The following is a 15,842-nucleotide window of genomic DNA, read 5'->3' as shown; positions in this document are numbered from 1 at the left end:
AGTATAAAACAGTATAATGGATAGAAATACATTCACGGGTCTGTTCTTGATCATGATTATTTTAGCAGGTGGCGTTTTCTTAATGAAACCGTCGGAAGCTGAACTTAAAAAAGAACGAGAAGTACAAAGAGCAGATTCATTAAAAAGAGCAGGTGTTAAAGAACCTGCTAAAAACCAAGAAAAACTAGCAGCTACCCCTGTAAAAACAGTTGATACAGCAGCATTATCGGGGCCTTTTGGAGGAAATATCACTGGAACTGAACAAACTACAGTTTTAGAAAATGAGAACTTAAAAATCACTTTCAATAATTTAGGTGGTAAAATCCAATCGGTAGAAGTCAAAAATGAAAAAACCTATGGCAATAAGCCTTTAGTTTTATTTGATGGAAACCAAAACAAGTTTGGTCTAAACTTGAATATTGCTGGTAAAATTACCAACACTAACGATTTATATTTTACCGCTACTAAAACTGGCAATGGTGTTACCATGCGTGCCAATTATAGCGCAGATAAATATGTGGATTTTGTGTATGCACTTCCAGCGAATGGTTCTAATTTAGATTTCAACATCAATTTAACTGGGTTTAACCAACTGTTGCAAGGCAATAACGTAAACTTAAACTGGGAAACTACGTTATTGCAACAAGAAAAAGATGCTAAAAAAGAGCAAGAACATTCTGGCCCTTACTTTAAATATGTAGAGGAAACTCCAGATCACTTAGACTTACATAAAGACGAGAAAAAAGAACTTACAGAAGGAAAAATCGAATGGTTTTCTTTTAAGCAACACTTTTTCTCAGCAGTTTTAATTCCTACTGTACCTTTCGATAAAGGGAACTTAGAGGTTAAAGTTTCCACTGAACCTGGTAAAATTAAATGGTACGGCGCAAATATGACTTTGCCATTTAACCAATTGGCCGCTCAGAACTATAACTTCAAATTCTACTTCGGTACTAACAAATTCAGTACTTTAAAAGACCAAGGTCACGAGATAGAGAAACAAGTAGATTTAGGTTACTGGCCTTTAAAATACATCAATCGTTTTGTGGTATTGCCAGTGTTTAACTTCTTGGAAGGCTTTAACTGGGGTTACGGTTTAATCATTTTAGTATTAACGATCTTGTTGAAGCTTGCTATGTCGCCGTTAACTTACAAATCGTACGTTTCGATGGCTAAAATGAGAGTTTTAAAGCCAGAAATGGACGAAATTAAAGCTAAAGTTGGCGAAGATAATCCTACTCTTTTACAGCAGGAATATCTGAAACTTTACAAACAGGTTGGCGTTAATCCAATTGGTGGTTGTTTGCCGATGTTACTGCAATTACCGTTTGTAATGGCTTTCTTCTTCTTCTTCCCTAACTTATTCGAGTTAAGAGGTGAGAGTTTCCTTTGGATGAAAGATTTGTCTACTTATGACAACTTTATCAACTTCGGTTTCAATGTACCTTTCATTGGCGACCACTTGAGTTTAATGTGTATTTTAATGACGATTTCTACGTTAATCTACACCTATTTCAATAATCAGATTTCTGGTGCTACTGGACAAATGAAATACATTGGTTATATTATGCCAATCATTTTCTTAGGGGTATTAAATAGCTATCCATCAGGATTAAACTATTACTACTTCTTAGCCAACATGCTTACTTTCTTGCAACAATTCTTAATTAGAAAGATGGTAAATGATGATAAAATTCATGCCATCTTACAAGATAATAAGGCTAAGCCGAAAGTTGAAAAAAAGAAAACTGGTTTCCAAGCTCGTTTAGAAGAATACATGCGTACGCAGCAACAACAAGCTAACCAGAAGAAAAAATAGAAACAACAAAACAATAATTGAGAATCCCGCACCTGCGGGATTTTTTTTTTGCCACAGATACACCAATGATTTACATTCTAAAAATCTGTTTATCTGTGGCTTTTATTTTCTACGAAAGCTATTGTAATATTTCCCTTAACATTTGCTTTAACTGGCTATTATTACGATTTTTAGAACAGTTTAACCAACAACTTAAAAAGTATTTATAAAAAACTCATGCAAAAGAAATTCTTTCTGTTTTTTATGCTCATCAGCGGTGCTGTATTTGCTCAAAAAAAACCTTTAGACCACAGTGTTTACGATAGTTGGCAATCTGTAGGCAGTAAACAGCTAACCAATAATGGACTTTGGGCTAGTTTTATCGTTAGTCCACAAGAAGGTGATGGAAACCTTTACTTTCAAGAAACGCTTACACCTTCAGGTCGTAAATTAACCATAGCTAGAGGTACAAACTTATCATTTAGCAGTGATTCCAAATTTGCTGCTCTGGCAGTTAAGCCTTTGTTTAAAGATGTGAGACTCGCCAAAATCAAGAAGAAGAAAGCAGACGAGCAAACAAAAGATACTTTAGCTATCGTTAATCTGACTAATTTAAACGTAACTAAAGTTCCTCGTGTTAAATCTTTCTCTTTTCCTGATAAAGGGGCAGCAATTATTGCCTATACATTAGAAAAACCATTAGATACAGCTAAAAAAACTAAAGCATCGGCTACGCCAGAAAAAAAAGATAGCGATGTATTTGCTGATGAACCTGCAGCCGGTGCTGGCGCAAGTAAAGAAGGAACTGATTTAATTGTTAAAAATTTAGTTACCGGAGTTGAAAAAACTTACAAATATGTAACGGAATATGCATTCAGTAAAGATGGTAAGCAATTAGCTTTCACTTCTACTGGTTCTAAAAAAGATGCAGCTGCTAAACAGGGTGTATTTTTATTGAACACAGAAAAATGGACTTTAAAAACTTTAGTAAAAGATAAGGGTAATTTTAAAGGTTTTACTTTTGATGATGAAAGTGAGCACTTAGCATTCTTAGGCGAAACTGATCCAGAGAAGAAAGAAATTAAAGATTACAATATCTATTATAACTCTTTGTCGTTAGATACTGCACAAGTTCTTGTTGATAACGAAACGCCGGGTTTACCCGCTAAATATGCAGTGAGCGCAGATGGCAGATTAAATTTCAGTAAAGATGGAACCAAATTGTTTTTTGGTATTGCTCCTGAGAAAAAACCAAAAGATACTACATTAGTAGATTTCGAAAATGCAAAACTAGATATTTGGGGCTACAAAGATGACTATTTGCAAACTATGCAGTTGAAAAACGCAGATAGAGAAGCTAAAAGAAGTTATTTAAGCGTAATCGATGTTTATAGCTCAGACCCTAAAATTATTCCGTTAACTGACGTAAAATTACCAGATGCTTCTTTGGTAAACGAGGGAGATGCCAGCTACGTATTGGCTTCTACAGACTTCGGCAACCGTGCAGCACAACAATGGACAGGCAGTAGTAAAAAAGATTATTATTTAGTGGATATAAAGAACGGCAGTCGTAAAAAAATCATCGAGGGCTTAACTGGACAGGCAATGTCATCGCCAGGTGGACAATATGTGCTTTATTTTAACAACGAAAATAGCAATTGGTATACTTACCAAGTAAGTACAGGTAAAGTTACTTTGCTAAACAACAACATGTCAGTTAAGTTCGCTGATGAAGAAAATGATGTACCAGATTACGCTAGAAGCTATGGAATAGCAGGCTGGACTGAAGACGACAAATCGGTATTGATTAACGACCGTTACGATGTTTGGGCATTTTCTCCAGATGGTAAATCTGCACCTAAAAATGTAACTATTGGATTCGGTCGTTCTAATAATATCACACTTCGTGTAGAGCGTGTAAGTGTTGGTTCAGAGCGATTAATGGGAATGAGAAATAATGGTGGCAATAGCGATGACCGCTTCTTTAAAAAAAATGAAGTTTTATATTTTGATGCTTTAAATAATGCGACCAAAGAAAATGGCATTTTCCGCAAAGCGATAAACGACAATAAACTACCAGAACAGCTGACAATGGAAAAAGCAAAGTTTTCTTCACTAGTTAAAGCTAAAGATGCGGATTTGTTCATCTACGATAAAGGAAGCTACATCAAATCACCAGATGTTTACATTTCAAAGGATTTTAAAACGACTACAAAACTAAGTAGCACTAACCCTCAACAAGCCAACTACAATTGGGGCACTACCGAATTGGTAAATTGGACAACTCCAAAAGGTTTCAAATCTCAAGGTATTTTATATAAACCAGAGGATTTTGATCCTAACAAGAAATATCCAATGATCGTATATTTCTACGAAAAACTTTCTGATGGTTTATACACTTATCAAGCTCCTGCTCCTACTCCTTCGCGTTTAAACATTCCTTTTTTCGTGAGTAATGGTTACTTGGTATTTGCTCCAGATATCAGTTACGAAACTGGTTATCCAGGTAAATCTGCTGAAGAGTTTATCAACTCTGGTGTAGAGCATTTAAAGAAAAATGCTTGGGTTGACGGCGCCAAAATCGGTATCCAAGGGCAAAGCTGGGGCGGCTACCAAGTGGCGCACTTAATTACGGTAACCAACATGTACGCTGCAGCTTGGGCCGGTGCACCTGTGGTGAACATGACTTCGGCTTATGGTGGTATCCGTTGGGAAAGCGGAATGAACCGTCAGTTCCAATACGAAAAAACACAAAGCAGAATTGGTGCAACTTTATGGGAAAAACCTGAGTTATATATTCAAAACTCACCTTTATTTAACTTCCCTAAAGTAAACACGCCAGTGGTGGTAATGGCAAATGATGCCGACGGAGCTGTGCCTTGGTACCAAGGAATTGAGATGTTTACAGGCTTAAAACGTTTAGGAAAACCTGTTTGGTTGTTAAATTATAATAACGAAGCACACAACTTGGTGCAACGTCAAAACAGAAAAGATATCCAAATTCGTGAGCAACAGTTTTTTGATTACTATTTGAAAGGTGCTAAAGCTCCAGTTTGGATGGTAGGCGGCGTACCTGCAACCGAAAAAGGAAAAACTTGGGGCTTTGAATTAACCGACGAGAAACCTTAGGTAGTAATCAGTAATCAGTTTTCAGTTTTCAGTTGGCAGTTATCAGTTGGCAATGACCTTATTAAATCGTCATTGCGAGCATAGCGAAGCAATCTTTCATACAAGAAAGATTGCTTCGCTTTTTTTATATTTGAAATATCATGGCCATACATTCAATATTATTAGACTACATCACTTTCGAAGAAAAAGCACTGACCAACCGCTTCTTCAAACACAAAGATGTCATCTCCCTACTTAAAAAACTACCTTCAGCTTTTGCAGTCAATGAACTCGGTACTTCTGTAAAAGGCAAAAGCATCAACGCTGTAAAATGGGGAAATGGAAAAACTAAAGTGCTGTTATGGAGCCAAATGCATGGCGACGAAGCTACTGGTACCATGGCCATTTTAGATCTGTTTAACTTCTTGCAAGAAGACAATGAAACCGTAAAACTGATTAACGATAATTGCGAACTATTGATCATTCCAATGGTAAACCCTGATGGCGCAGCTATGTTTACAAGACGTAACGCACAACAGATTGATATCAACAGAGATTTCATACAAACTACCACACCTGAAGGAAAAATTTTAAAACAGGCTAGAAATGATTTTGATCCTCATTTCGGTTTTAACTTACACGATCAAACTACTTTATGGAGTGTTGATGAAACACTAAAACCAGCTACACTTTCATACTTAGCTCCTGCATTTGATAAAGGGCTTTCTATAAATCAAGTTCGTGAAAATGCGATGCTAGTAATAGCTGATATGTTTAAAGAATTAGACCAAATTCTACCGCATCACATCGGTTTATTTGATGACGAGTATGAGCCGAGGGCATTCGGTGATAACTTTCAAAAAGCGGGTACATCTACCATTTTAATTGAAGCTGGAGGTTATCAAGATGATACTGAAAAACAGCAAATCAGAAAATATTACTTCGCTTCTATCCTATCTGGATTAATTTCTATCGCAAGTAAAAACTACGAAAATCAAAAGACTGAAAATTACTTTGCTATTCCCAAAAACAACAAGCAAATTTTTCACGTAATGATCAATAACCTTATTTTAAATAATATCAAGGTAAGTGTCGGTATCAATTACGATGAATGCCCAAATACAGATGGAATGAGCACTTTTAAAAGTTACAGTATACAAGATATTGGCGATTTGAGCTTCTGTGATGCTTATGAAGTTTACGATGCTAATAACTGCGAATTGAAAGGTGATATCGTATTTAATAAAGCAGCAAATTTTGAATTAATAATGGAGAAGCAAATCATTTTAGCTTTTAAGGATGGCTATTTGTTAACTTAATTTTTGTAGCCACAGATGCAAATATAATTTAAATTGAGGCTTAGAAGTATTAATCTGTGCATCTGTGTCAAAAAATTTTCAAATTAAATCTTTCCTCACTTGTGGTAAAATACCGCAAAAACACTAAATTCAACGCATAAAACTAAACAAATGGCATTAAGTAGAATTTGGTCGGCATTTATTATCGTAGCTATTACTGTAGCTGCTATTAAATGCTTCTTTTTTGGTCAAACAGAGATATTTAGTTGGATGGTGATTGGTAAAGGTGATGACCCAACCAACTTAACTAAAGTAGACGGCGTAATACAAACTTGTTGGAATGCAGTAGAAATGTGCTTAAAACTAATTGGCATCTTGGCATTTTTCATGGGTTTAATGAGTATTGCTGAGAAAGCTGGTGGTATCCGATTACTATCTAAAATTGTAGGGCCGTTTTTTTCTAAGTTGTTTCCAGAGGTACCTAAAGGCCACCCAGCTACTGGTCACATGGTGATGAATTTCTCTGCCAACTTATTAGGATTAGATAATGCAGCTACTCCTTTCGGTTTAAAAGCAATGGAAAGCCTACAAGAATTGAACCCTAATAAAGCTACTGCGAGCAACTCCCAAATTATGTTTTTGTGTTTACATGCAGCGGGCCTAAGTTTAATTCCAGTAAGTGTTATTGCATTGAGAGCTTCTTCTAATGCATCCGACCCGACCGATATTTTCATTCCTTGCTTAATTGTAACTTTTGTGGGTACAATGACCGCCATGTTAATTGTTTCCTTTAAGCAAAAGATTAATATTTTTCAGCCCGTAATTTTGGGTTGGATCTTAAGTATTAGCGCAGTAATTGGTTTGTTAGTTTGGTATATTACTACTTTAAACTCGAAAGATATTGCCTCTTTTTCTGGTACATTGAGTAGTGGCGTTATTCTCTTTATCGTGCTAGCTATTTTATTAGGTGGCGTTTACAAAAAGATAGATGTTTTTGACGCTTTTGTAGACGGTGCAAAAGGTGGTTTTGAAACTGCTGTAAAAATTATTCCATACTTGGTAGGTATGCTAGTAGCGATTAGCATGTTACGTACCAGCGGAACTTTTGACGTAGTTATTCTGGGAATAAAGAACTTCTTCACCTTTTTTGGTGCAGATACTCGTTTTGTGGAAGCTTTACCTACCGCGTTGATAAGACCGTTGAGCGGCGGCGGCGCTAGAGGAATGATGGTAGATACCATGACAGCTTACGGACCTGATTCTTTTGCAAGTAAATTGTCGGGCGTTTTCCAAGGAGCTGCAGATACTACATTTTATGTAATTGCAGTTTATTTTGGTTCTATATCTGTTAAAAATACACGTTACGCCATTGGCACAATGCTTATCGCAGATTTGGCTGGTGTTTGTACCGCAATTGGACTGGCTTATTTATTTTTCGGGAACAGTTAATTGAAATATAATTACATAAAAAAACCGCATCAATTTGATGCGGTTTTTTTATGATTAATGGATTAAGGTTTATCCCACCAAACTCTTGCGTTGAGTCCGTCAGTACCTCCGTACGGGAACGCAGCAACTGCAGCATTGTAATTGGTAGTATTATTAGCTCTCTCTTGAGTCGGATAGCCATCTCTACGTGGCATTAACCCGCCGTTTATTCCCACTGGAACAGTTAAACTTGGAAAACCAGTTCTTCTCCACTCTGACCAGCCCTCATAACCGTGCAAAAATAAATGTACCCACCTTTGATGTCCTATTTTTGAATAAGCATTTAAAGGGTCGTAAGCCACATCGGTTTGCGCTAGATAAGCAGCTACGCTAGCGGTGTTACCAGTCCATTGTCTTATAGATTCCGTTACGGCATTATCGTAATAAATTTTTGCTTGTGCATCTCCTCCAGCAATCCAAGTTAGTTTAGCAGCCTCTGCTAATGCAAAAAGAGCTTGAGCATAAGTAACCAATTGTACCGGGGAGTTCTGTTGCCTTAAAGATGAGCCCAATAACGAAGAGGCATTGATGTCTGCTGTAGTTGGAGAGGCTTTTCCAAACTCTAATCCTCCGTAAGTACCAGTCGAATTTAAATTTCCGTATACAGGTAATCTAGGATCGTTTATCGGCTTCATGTAATTCACTAACGTGTTACTTAAAGCATACCAATTTCTACCCAAGCGTGTAAATGAATTGTACCAGTAGTTTTCGTGAACTTGCTCAGCCAAATGTGGATAAGCTAAGTTATCTGTATTAGCTGCCATAATCCCATTAGCTTGAGCTTTTAAAAATTCCGCTTTCCCTTTTATCGCATCAACTTTCGATAATCGGAGCGCCATTAGTAAATGAATAGTATTACCTAGTCGTTTCCATTTATTAATATCTCCGTTATAAACGATATCATTTTTAACATTTCCATTAACGGTAATAATTTCGGTATTAGCTTCATCCAACAACGTAAATAAGGAATTATAAATCGTTTGCTGCTTATCATAAGCAGGCGTAAAATTATCTTTTCCTTTTAAAGCTTCGCTAAAAGGCAAATCACCCCATCTATCTGTTGCAAACCACATGAAGTATGCTTTCAAAATCTTTGCTACGGCTTTTTGATTAGCTACTGGACCGTCTGACAAATTGTTAGCCTTCGCTATTGCTTCATCTAAATTCTTAATCGGACCAGCCAACCAAGTATAAAAATTAAAGTTTGTAGGCACAAATCTACTATTGTCGGTAAATGCGGTTAACGACAAGTGCTGAGCATAATGTACTCCATTCGGCGAAGAACTTATATCAGGAAGGTAATACTCTGCATTAGCAACCAATTGCATACTTGATTGAGATACAGGATTATTTGGATCATTGTAATATTTCGAATCGAATTTTTTACAGCCAGCAAAAAGTAATGCCACACCCAATGCCGTAAATTTAAACTCATTTATATATCTTTTCATATTGATTCTATTTAGAAAATAACGTTTAGATTAACACCATAAGAACGAACGGTTTGTAGTTCTCCCTTTTCGATCCAACTAATAGATGCACTTCCAGATGATAATTCGGATGGGTCTAAACCTTTAGGTGCTTTTTGCCAAATCATTAATGGGTTTCTTGCTATTGCTGATAATCTTACTGATTTTACCGGTAATTTCTTAATTAAATCTTTATCGAAAGTGTAACCCACACTAACTTCTCTTAACTTGATATAAGAAGCATCATATAACCACTCTTCATAAATTTGAGTACCAATCTTATTTCTAAAATAAACTCTAGCATCCACATATCCATCAAAATTTTGTCCACCTACATTTGTTGGTACACCCGCAATTGTAATCATTGTACCTGGTGCATATACGCCAGTCATACGAACACCACCTCCATTAGCTAAGGGTTCACGAACATTCATGCCTTTATCATTAAGCACTACAGTTTCAGCAGCTTGCCCAGATTTTACCGCTAACATTTTACTCCAGCTAAAAAATTGACCACCTTTCTGAAAATCTATCATAGCTGCTACATCAAATTTTCCAATTTTAAAATTATTCACGAACCCCCCGGTAAATTCAGGAACAACAGAACCGAAATCTTTATTCAATTCTTGTACTGGCATGTTGTCAGCACCTAATAATAGCTGTCCGCTTGCATCTCTAGCATAACCAGGGCCTACCAAAGAGCCAAACTCTTTACCAACAGTTGCATTTAAATAAACCGTTTGGCTAGAATACACATTTGCATCTAATTGGTAGACATTTATACCAGGATACAACTCATTAATTCTACTCTTATTTCTGGCAAAATTTAGAATAGTATTCCATTGAAATAATTTACTAGCTACTGGATTTGCATTTAAAGAAACTTCAATGCCTTGATTTTGAATATCTCCTGCATTAACTACGAAACTTGTAAAGCCGCTTCCTCCAGAAACTGATAAATCAATAATCTGGTTTTTATTACGCTGTTTATAGTAAGTAAAGTCAATACCAATTCTATTTTTAAGAAATTTTAAATCTGTACCAATCTCAAAAGAATTTGCAAATGAAGGTTCGATACTCGGATTTTTTAACTTATCGGGAACAAAGCCTGTTGTAACTGTGTTAGTGGTTGTTTTGTAGACATTTCCAGTAACATATCCCATTACAGTTTCATAAGCAGCTAAATCAGCCCCTGCAATAGCAAATGACGAGCGTAATTTACCAAAAGAAAGCACATTAGATTTAAGCAGGTTACTAAAGATAAAACTACCTGAAACTGAAGGATACCAATAAGAGTTGTTATCTTTTGGCAAAGCCGATGATATATCGTTACGTACAGAGGCGTCTAAAAAGTAAGTGTCCTTATAGCCTACTGAGCCCATTGCATACATACTTCGAACTTCCTTTTCTCGTAGGTAAGAGAAGCTTGTAGGTCTATCTATAGAAGCTTCGATGCTATAAAACCCAGGAGATGATAGTCCTCCAGCAGTTGCAGCCGTAAGATAGTTGTATGATTGAGTTAATAAGTTGGCGCCAACATTTAAGTTAAAATCAAAATCGTTAACTTTTTTTAAATATTGAGCTAAAAATTCGTAATTATTGTCAGCACTCTGATATTTACCAGTACTGAAACTTTCGTCTAATCTGCCTCCAAGCGCATTTCGCCTATTGATATTTTGAGTAAATCTATCCGTTCTAACAAAACCACTAAGTTTTAATTCTGGTAAAACTTGGTAGGTCAAGTTAATATCGCCAAATATACGGTCGCGACTGTCCAAATTAAGATTTTCATAAGCATCAAAAAATGGATTATTCCAATCAGATGGTCTGTTCGTTACTATCGTACCTAATGTAGTACCCGATAAGCTTGGATTGACATTCCAATTTAGAACAGTTCCATCAGCATATTTATAATTTCTTAAACGGTTAATATCTATGTTTCTTTGAAACCATTGATTTGCGCCAGTAAATGAACCTTGATAACCCTGTACAGGGCGTTGGGCGCTATTGTTTGCATAGTTTGCATTTGTTCCAACAGTCAACTTATCTGTTAATTTCAAACTTCCAGCAAAGCTTACATTATTTCTTTTAAGCCATGAATTAGGATAAGTACCATTAATATAGGTGTTATTATACCCTAACCTAAAGTTAGAATTTTGTCCAGATCCGCTAATGCTAATACCGTTATTAGTATTTGTTCCAGTCTCAAAAAAATCCTTAATATTGTTTGGTTGAGGCAAAAATGGAGTTAATTTACCAAATTCAGCGTCTTGCGGATAAAAACTGTAATACATACGAACTGGAGTTCCGTCCATTTTTGGCCCCCAACTCTCATCATTTCCATTTACATACTTCTCTCCATTAGAAAAAGTCTGAAAAGTTTGATTGTTACCTACACCATAAATATCTTGAAGTGGCATAAAATTACCTACTTTTTCTATTGTAAATGCTGAATTAAGACTAACATCTATTCTGTTTGCTCCCATGGCTCCTTTTTTGGTAGTAATTAAAAGAACTCCATACTGTCCTCTTAATCCGTATAAAGCCGATGCCGCTGGGCCTTTAAGTACACTAATACTTTCTACATCTTCTGGGTTAATATCCTGCCCAACATTTCCGTAATCAACACCATTTCCATTAGAACCACTAAAATTAGTGTTAGATATTGGCGTACCGTCGATAACCATTAAAGGTTGCCCGCCACCAGTTACAGAATTCACTCCTCTAATCTTAATTTTCTGCGTACCACCCATACTTCCGCCAGACGAGCCAGTAACCTGAGCACCAGCGACTTTACCAGCTAAAGAACCAATCACATTTTGCTCTTTCGTTAACGTCAGGTTGTCGCCGTTAATTTGTTGGGTAGAATAACCTATTGATTTTTCTGAACGTTTAATACCTAGAGCAGTTACCACAACCCCTTCTAAGGTTTGCGAGCTCTCATTTAAAGCAATATTAATTGTTGACTGTGTTCCGACTGAAACTTCTTTAGTAGTGTACCCAATATAGGTAACTACCAACAGCGAGTTGTCTGATGGGACGTTAATGGTGAAAGAACCATCATTATTGGTTACAACTGTGTTACCAGCTTGTCCCTTAACTGAAACACTTGCTCCTGGAATCCCTTGACCATTGGTGACGTCTGTAACTTTACCCTTAACAGCCTTTTGGGCATAAGTAAATACAGCCAATAGCAGGAACCCTAACAAGGTTAGCGTAAATTTCCTGTTCATAGTTTGTGATTATTAGTTGATTATTAGTTGATTGTTAACTGAATATACGCACAATTACGCAAACTGCTTCATAAACAAGTATTTTTTGTTAAAATTTGTTAAAAACTAGCCTATATTTAACATATTAGAATATCCTCTTGCGATTAATCGGTTTTTAGAAGGAAGAAACACCTCACATTGAAGATTAATAATGGTTCTGCCCTGTTTTACGATGCTTGTTTTTGCTGTAATAACATCCCCTTCTTTAGCTGGGGCAAAATAATCGATGTTATTGTTTATAGTTGTGTAAGCATTGTTTAAACCCAACGTAAAAACAGTAGCACCAATTAAATCATCTATAATACCAGCGGTAATACCTCCATGTAAAATTCCGTAAGGGTTGGTCATTTCCAAGCGAACTATATAGCTACAGTGTAAACTGCCCTTTTCAGCACTAATTACAGTAGGCTTTAGCCAATTCATAAAGTTTGAAGGAGAATTGTTTACTTCTTTTCCAATAAAAGATTGAAAAACTTTTAATCTATCGTTAGTGTTGTCTTGTTGTTCCATTTCAATATTAATATCGTACCTAAATTACCTACCTAGTGTTTAATTTGATAAATTTATAAAAAATAAAAAGATGAGTAAAAAACAGATTACTGCAGTTATAGAATTAGACGAATCTAGATATAAAACCAAAATATTTGCTGATGGACATTTCATTTATGCAGATGAGCCAGAAGAATTAGGTGGTACAAATGAAGGAATGGCACCCGGAGCACTATTGCTTGCCAGTTTAGGCAGTTGTACAGCTATTACAGTTAGAATGTATGCGGATAGAAAACAAATACCCCTTACTGGGTTGACAATTCACCTTACGATTTGCCCTGAAGATGAGATGGATAAAAGCACTACGATAGAGCGTAAAATAGAATTACATGGAGATTTAGACGAAGAACAACGAAAACGATTAATGATTATCGCAGATAAATGTCCTATCCATAAGATTTTAAGCAATCCGATAAAGATTGTAAGCAATTCATAAACAGATAGCTTAAAAAGAACAATACTAGAATAATAAATATTACTCTAGTTCATTATATTTAATGGATCATATCTACGGAAACTAACAAAAAACACCGTTCCTGTACCCTGTGTACTATCTAGCCAAATATTTCCTTCGTGTTTCTCGAGTATACGTTTTACGATAGAAAGCCCAACACCAGTCCCTTCAAAATCTCGACCTCCTGAAGCTCTACTAAACAAGTCAAAAATATGGTCATGCTCTTCTTTAGGTATACCTATACCATTATCCGAGATTGCGTAAACAATTTCTTTGTCGTTTTTTGTTCCAGAGACAGTTACTTTGGGGAATTCTGTTTTAGAAGAATATTTTACAGCATTTCCAACCACGTTTGAAAATACCTGTAATACCATTAACTGATCGCCAACAATTTCTGGAGCTTCTTTAATTTCAATTAATAAATTAGGATTATTATTGGCTATCATTAAATCGTCACGGAGATCTTCCAGTAACTTATGCATATCAATTTCACGCTTCTGCAACGTAGACTGCCCGACTTTAGAATACGCTAACACCTCATCAATCATTGATTGCATTTTCTGTGTACCGGCATCAATCCGTTCTGCCATCATAATTACCTTATCCATGCTCCTATCCCCTTTCTTAATCAGCTGTGAATAAGATTTTATCGTAGCCAAAGGATTCTTCAAATCGTGGGAAATTGTATAACTGAACGCATCTAACTCTTCATAAGCTACCCTTAGTTTTTCATTTACAATTCTTAACTCATTAGCTTTTCTACTAATGGCGTAATTTACTTCATCTCGTAAAGAAATTGCAGCTTCCAACTCATGTTTTTTCCATGAAACAGCACTCAACTCTACCTGTTGCGACCACTCTTGAAATGAGTTTCTAGGCGAAATATGCGAGATTCCATTCTCATCTGTTTTTATAATCTTTTCAGGATTTCCAGCCCATTTTACTAAAGTTTTCACTTCTGGACGGAACCATAACATATATTCCTTTAAGTTTTTGCCTAACCTGCAAGCCAAAAGCCCACAAGCGGTTAGTTTATGTTTGCCAGCTAACGGAAAATCATCAACCAATTTATTGGTAGTATAAAAACCATCATTATAGGTTCTCTCACCTAACCAGTCTACCAATTTATTGATAAAGCCATCATCAGGAACATTACCAGTAACATGTAATTTATTTTCGAAATATAAGGCTGCTCCACCACAATCCAATACACTTTCAAGGGTACATTCCCGATTGATTAATGCATCTTGAACTGATACATTTCTAAGCAGATACCTAGTAATGGTTTCTACGGCTTGTCTGTGTTCTGCAGCGTGTTGCTGATCCTCTTCTTGCTCTCTAAAACTAATCGCTGAAGACAATACCTGGCCTACTAATTTGGCACTTTCTCTTTCTCTGTAATTAATGAACCTCGGTGTATAATTATGACATGCGATTAAGCCCCATAAATTATCTCCTTCTAAAATAGACACACTAAAACTAGAAGCCACTCCCATATTTTTTAAATATTGAATATGGATTGGAGAAACTGCTCTCAAAGTACTATGTGTAAGATCTAAAGGTATCGCTTTACCATTTACAGCTTGCGTTATTAAAGCCGAAGGTGTAGTATTTACATCAGCAATTAACCTTACAAGGTTTATTTTGTAAAGTTCCCTAGCTTGTTTTGGTATATCAGAAGCTGGATAATGTAAGCCCAACCAAGATTCAAAAGCATCTGATTTCGCTTCTGCAACTACTTCTCCATGTCCGTCATCATGGAATTTATAAACCATTACCCTATCGTAGCCAATAATCTTCTTTATTTGTTGTGCTACGTTACCTAAGAGATTTTCTATTTTTTTATCAGATAAAATTTCTGATAGAGAGCGGCCAACTAAAGATTGAAGGTCATGAGTTAAATTAGAGATTGCTGGCTCAAAATCAATGACGTGATAATCGTTATAAAAATGAACTATAACGTTAAATACGTTGTTATTTAATTGATAAGAAAAAGCATTTTGATTGGATAAAAAATCCTGCTGTGCTGCAAAACGAACCAATCTTTCCAAATTTTGGCTTGCTTCATTCTTGAAAATTTCGATATTACCTAATTCAACACCTAAAATACTTTGAGCATTTATTTCTAAGAATGATAGGATGTTTTCACTGCAGTACCTAACGACCAAGGCTTTATCAAGAGCGATTGAAAAGCCATGATTTTGTATACTTCCAGGTATGTGTATGGGCTCGTTGTCACAAGTCTCTAAATTCGGGTCGCTCATGTAGTAAAGCTAGTATTTTTATTTATAAAGCATACTAGCACTATTAAACTTAGAGAGAATATTTCAATTAATCAAAATAAAATATTCGTATAAGCTGTAATACCGTATTAAAACTATAGTAAATCCAATTATAGTTTTTTGC

9 protein-coding genes are annotated in these 15,842 nt (G+C 35.9%); 5 read left to right on the top strand and 4 right to left on the bottom strand.

The window, feature by feature from the left end:
• The first annotated feature begins 16 nt into the window (after positions 1–16).
• The 4 genes from yidC to CRO54_RS04380 all read left to right on the top strand — a co-directional run bounded on the left by yidC (position 17) and on the right by CRO54_RS04380 (position 7,653).
• On the top strand, positions 17–1,819 hold the full coding sequence (gene yidC, locus CRO54_RS04395; protein ID WP_097129103.1) for a membrane protein insertase YidC: 1,803 nt from the start codon (positions 17–19) through the stop codon (positions 1,817–1,819).
• A gap of 216 nt (positions 1,820–2,035) precedes the next feature.
• Positions 2,036–4,927, top strand: a complete 2,892-nt coding sequence (locus CRO54_RS04390; RefSeq protein WP_097129100.1) for a S9 family peptidase — start codon at positions 2,036–2,038, stop codon at positions 4,925–4,927.
• A 140-nt stretch (positions 4,928–5,067) separates the two neighbouring features.
• Positions 5,068–6,225, top strand: a complete 1,158-nt coding sequence (locus CRO54_RS04385; RefSeq protein ID WP_097129098.1) for a M14 family zinc carboxypeptidase — start codon at positions 5,068–5,070, stop codon at positions 6,223–6,225.
• A gap of 150 nt (positions 6,226–6,375) precedes the next feature.
• Positions 6,376–7,653 carry a nucleoside recognition domain-containing protein gene (locus CRO54_RS04380; protein WP_097129096.1) on the top strand — a complete coding sequence of 426 codons (1,278 nt, stop codon included), beginning with the start codon at positions 6,376–6,378 and terminating at the stop codon, positions 7,651–7,653.
• 62 nt (positions 7,654–7,715) lie between these two features.
• Here CRO54_RS04380 and CRO54_RS04375 read toward each other — a convergent pair whose 3' ends face one another.
• From CRO54_RS04375 to CRO54_RS04365, 3 genes are all read right to left on the bottom strand, one after another.
• Entirely contained in the window at positions 7,716–9,143 is a 1,428-nt protein-coding gene (locus CRO54_RS04375; protein ID WP_097129094.1) for a SusD/RagB family nutrient-binding outer membrane lipoprotein, read from the bottom strand.
• An 11-nt stretch (positions 9,144–9,154) separates the two neighbouring features.
• Positions 9,155–12,394 carry a SusC/RagA family TonB-linked outer membrane protein gene (locus CRO54_RS04370; protein WP_097129091.1) on the bottom strand — a complete coding sequence of 1,080 codons (3,240 nt, stop codon included), beginning with the start codon at positions 12,392–12,394 and terminating at the stop codon, positions 9,155–9,157.
• A 105-nt stretch (positions 12,395–12,499) separates the two neighbouring features.
• On the bottom strand, positions 12,500–12,943 hold the full coding sequence (locus CRO54_RS04365) for a PaaI family thioesterase (RefSeq protein WP_205943948.1): 444 nt from the start codon (positions 12,941–12,943) through the stop codon (positions 12,500–12,502).
• 70 nt (positions 12,944–13,013) lie between these two features.
• On the opposite strand from CRO54_RS04365, the gene CRO54_RS04360 reads away from it, so the two are divergent.
• Positions 13,014–13,418 (top strand): OsmC family protein, encoded by a 405-nt coding sequence (locus CRO54_RS04360; protein WP_097129089.1) that lies wholly within the window; start codon positions 13,014–13,016, stop codon positions 13,416–13,418.
• A gap of 44 nt (positions 13,419–13,462) precedes the next feature.
• On the opposite strand, the gene CRO54_RS04355 is transcribed toward CRO54_RS04360, so the two are convergent.
• Positions 13,463–15,700 carry an ATP-binding protein gene (locus tag CRO54_RS04355; RefSeq protein ID WP_097129087.1) on the bottom strand — a complete coding sequence of 746 codons (2,238 nt, stop codon included), beginning with the start codon at positions 15,698–15,700 and terminating at the stop codon, positions 13,463–13,465.
• Between the last annotated feature and the right edge of the window lie 142 nt (positions 15,701–15,842).

The organism is Pedobacter xixiisoli (genome assembly GCF_900215335.1).
Classification (GTDB): Bacteria; Bacteroidota; Bacteroidia; order Sphingobacteriales; family Sphingobacteriaceae; genus Pedobacter; species Pedobacter xixiisoli.
Note: the sequence above shows the minus strand (reverse complement) of the source record. Positions and strands in the feature narration are given on the sequence as shown.

Excerpts from the sequence above, each read along its gene's own strand:
- CRO54_RS04360 (WP_097129089.1), top strand. The coding sequence starts at position 13,014 with ATGAGTAAAAAACAGATTACTGCAGTTATAGAATTAGACGAATCTAGA.
- CRO54_RS04370 (WP_097129091.1), bottom strand. The coding sequence starts at position 12,394 with ATGAACAGGAAATTTACGCTAACCTTGTTAGGGTTCCTGCTATTGGCT.
- CRO54_RS04365 (WP_205943948.1), bottom strand. The coding sequence starts at position 12,943 with ATGGAACAACAAGACAACACTAACGATAGATTAAAAGTTTTTCAATCT.
- CRO54_RS04385 (WP_097129098.1), top strand. The coding sequence starts at position 5,068 with ATGGCCATACATTCAATATTATTAGACTACATCACTTTCGAAGAAAAA.
- yidC (WP_097129103.1), top strand. The coding sequence starts at position 17 with ATGGATAGAAATACATTCACGGGTCTGTTCTTGATCATGATTATTTTA.
- CRO54_RS04380 (WP_097129096.1), top strand. The coding sequence starts at position 6,376 with ATGGCATTAAGTAGAATTTGGTCGGCATTTATTATCGTAGCTATTACT.
- CRO54_RS04390 (WP_097129100.1), top strand. The coding sequence starts at position 2,036 with ATGCAAAAGAAATTCTTTCTGTTTTTTATGCTCATCAGCGGTGCTGTA.
- CRO54_RS04355 (WP_097129087.1), bottom strand. The coding sequence starts at position 15,700 with ATGAGCGACCCGAATTTAGAGACTTGTGACAACGAGCCCATACACATA.
- CRO54_RS04375 (WP_097129094.1), bottom strand. The coding sequence starts at position 9,143 with ATGAAAAGATATATAAATGAGTTTAAATTTACGGCATTGGGTGTGGCA.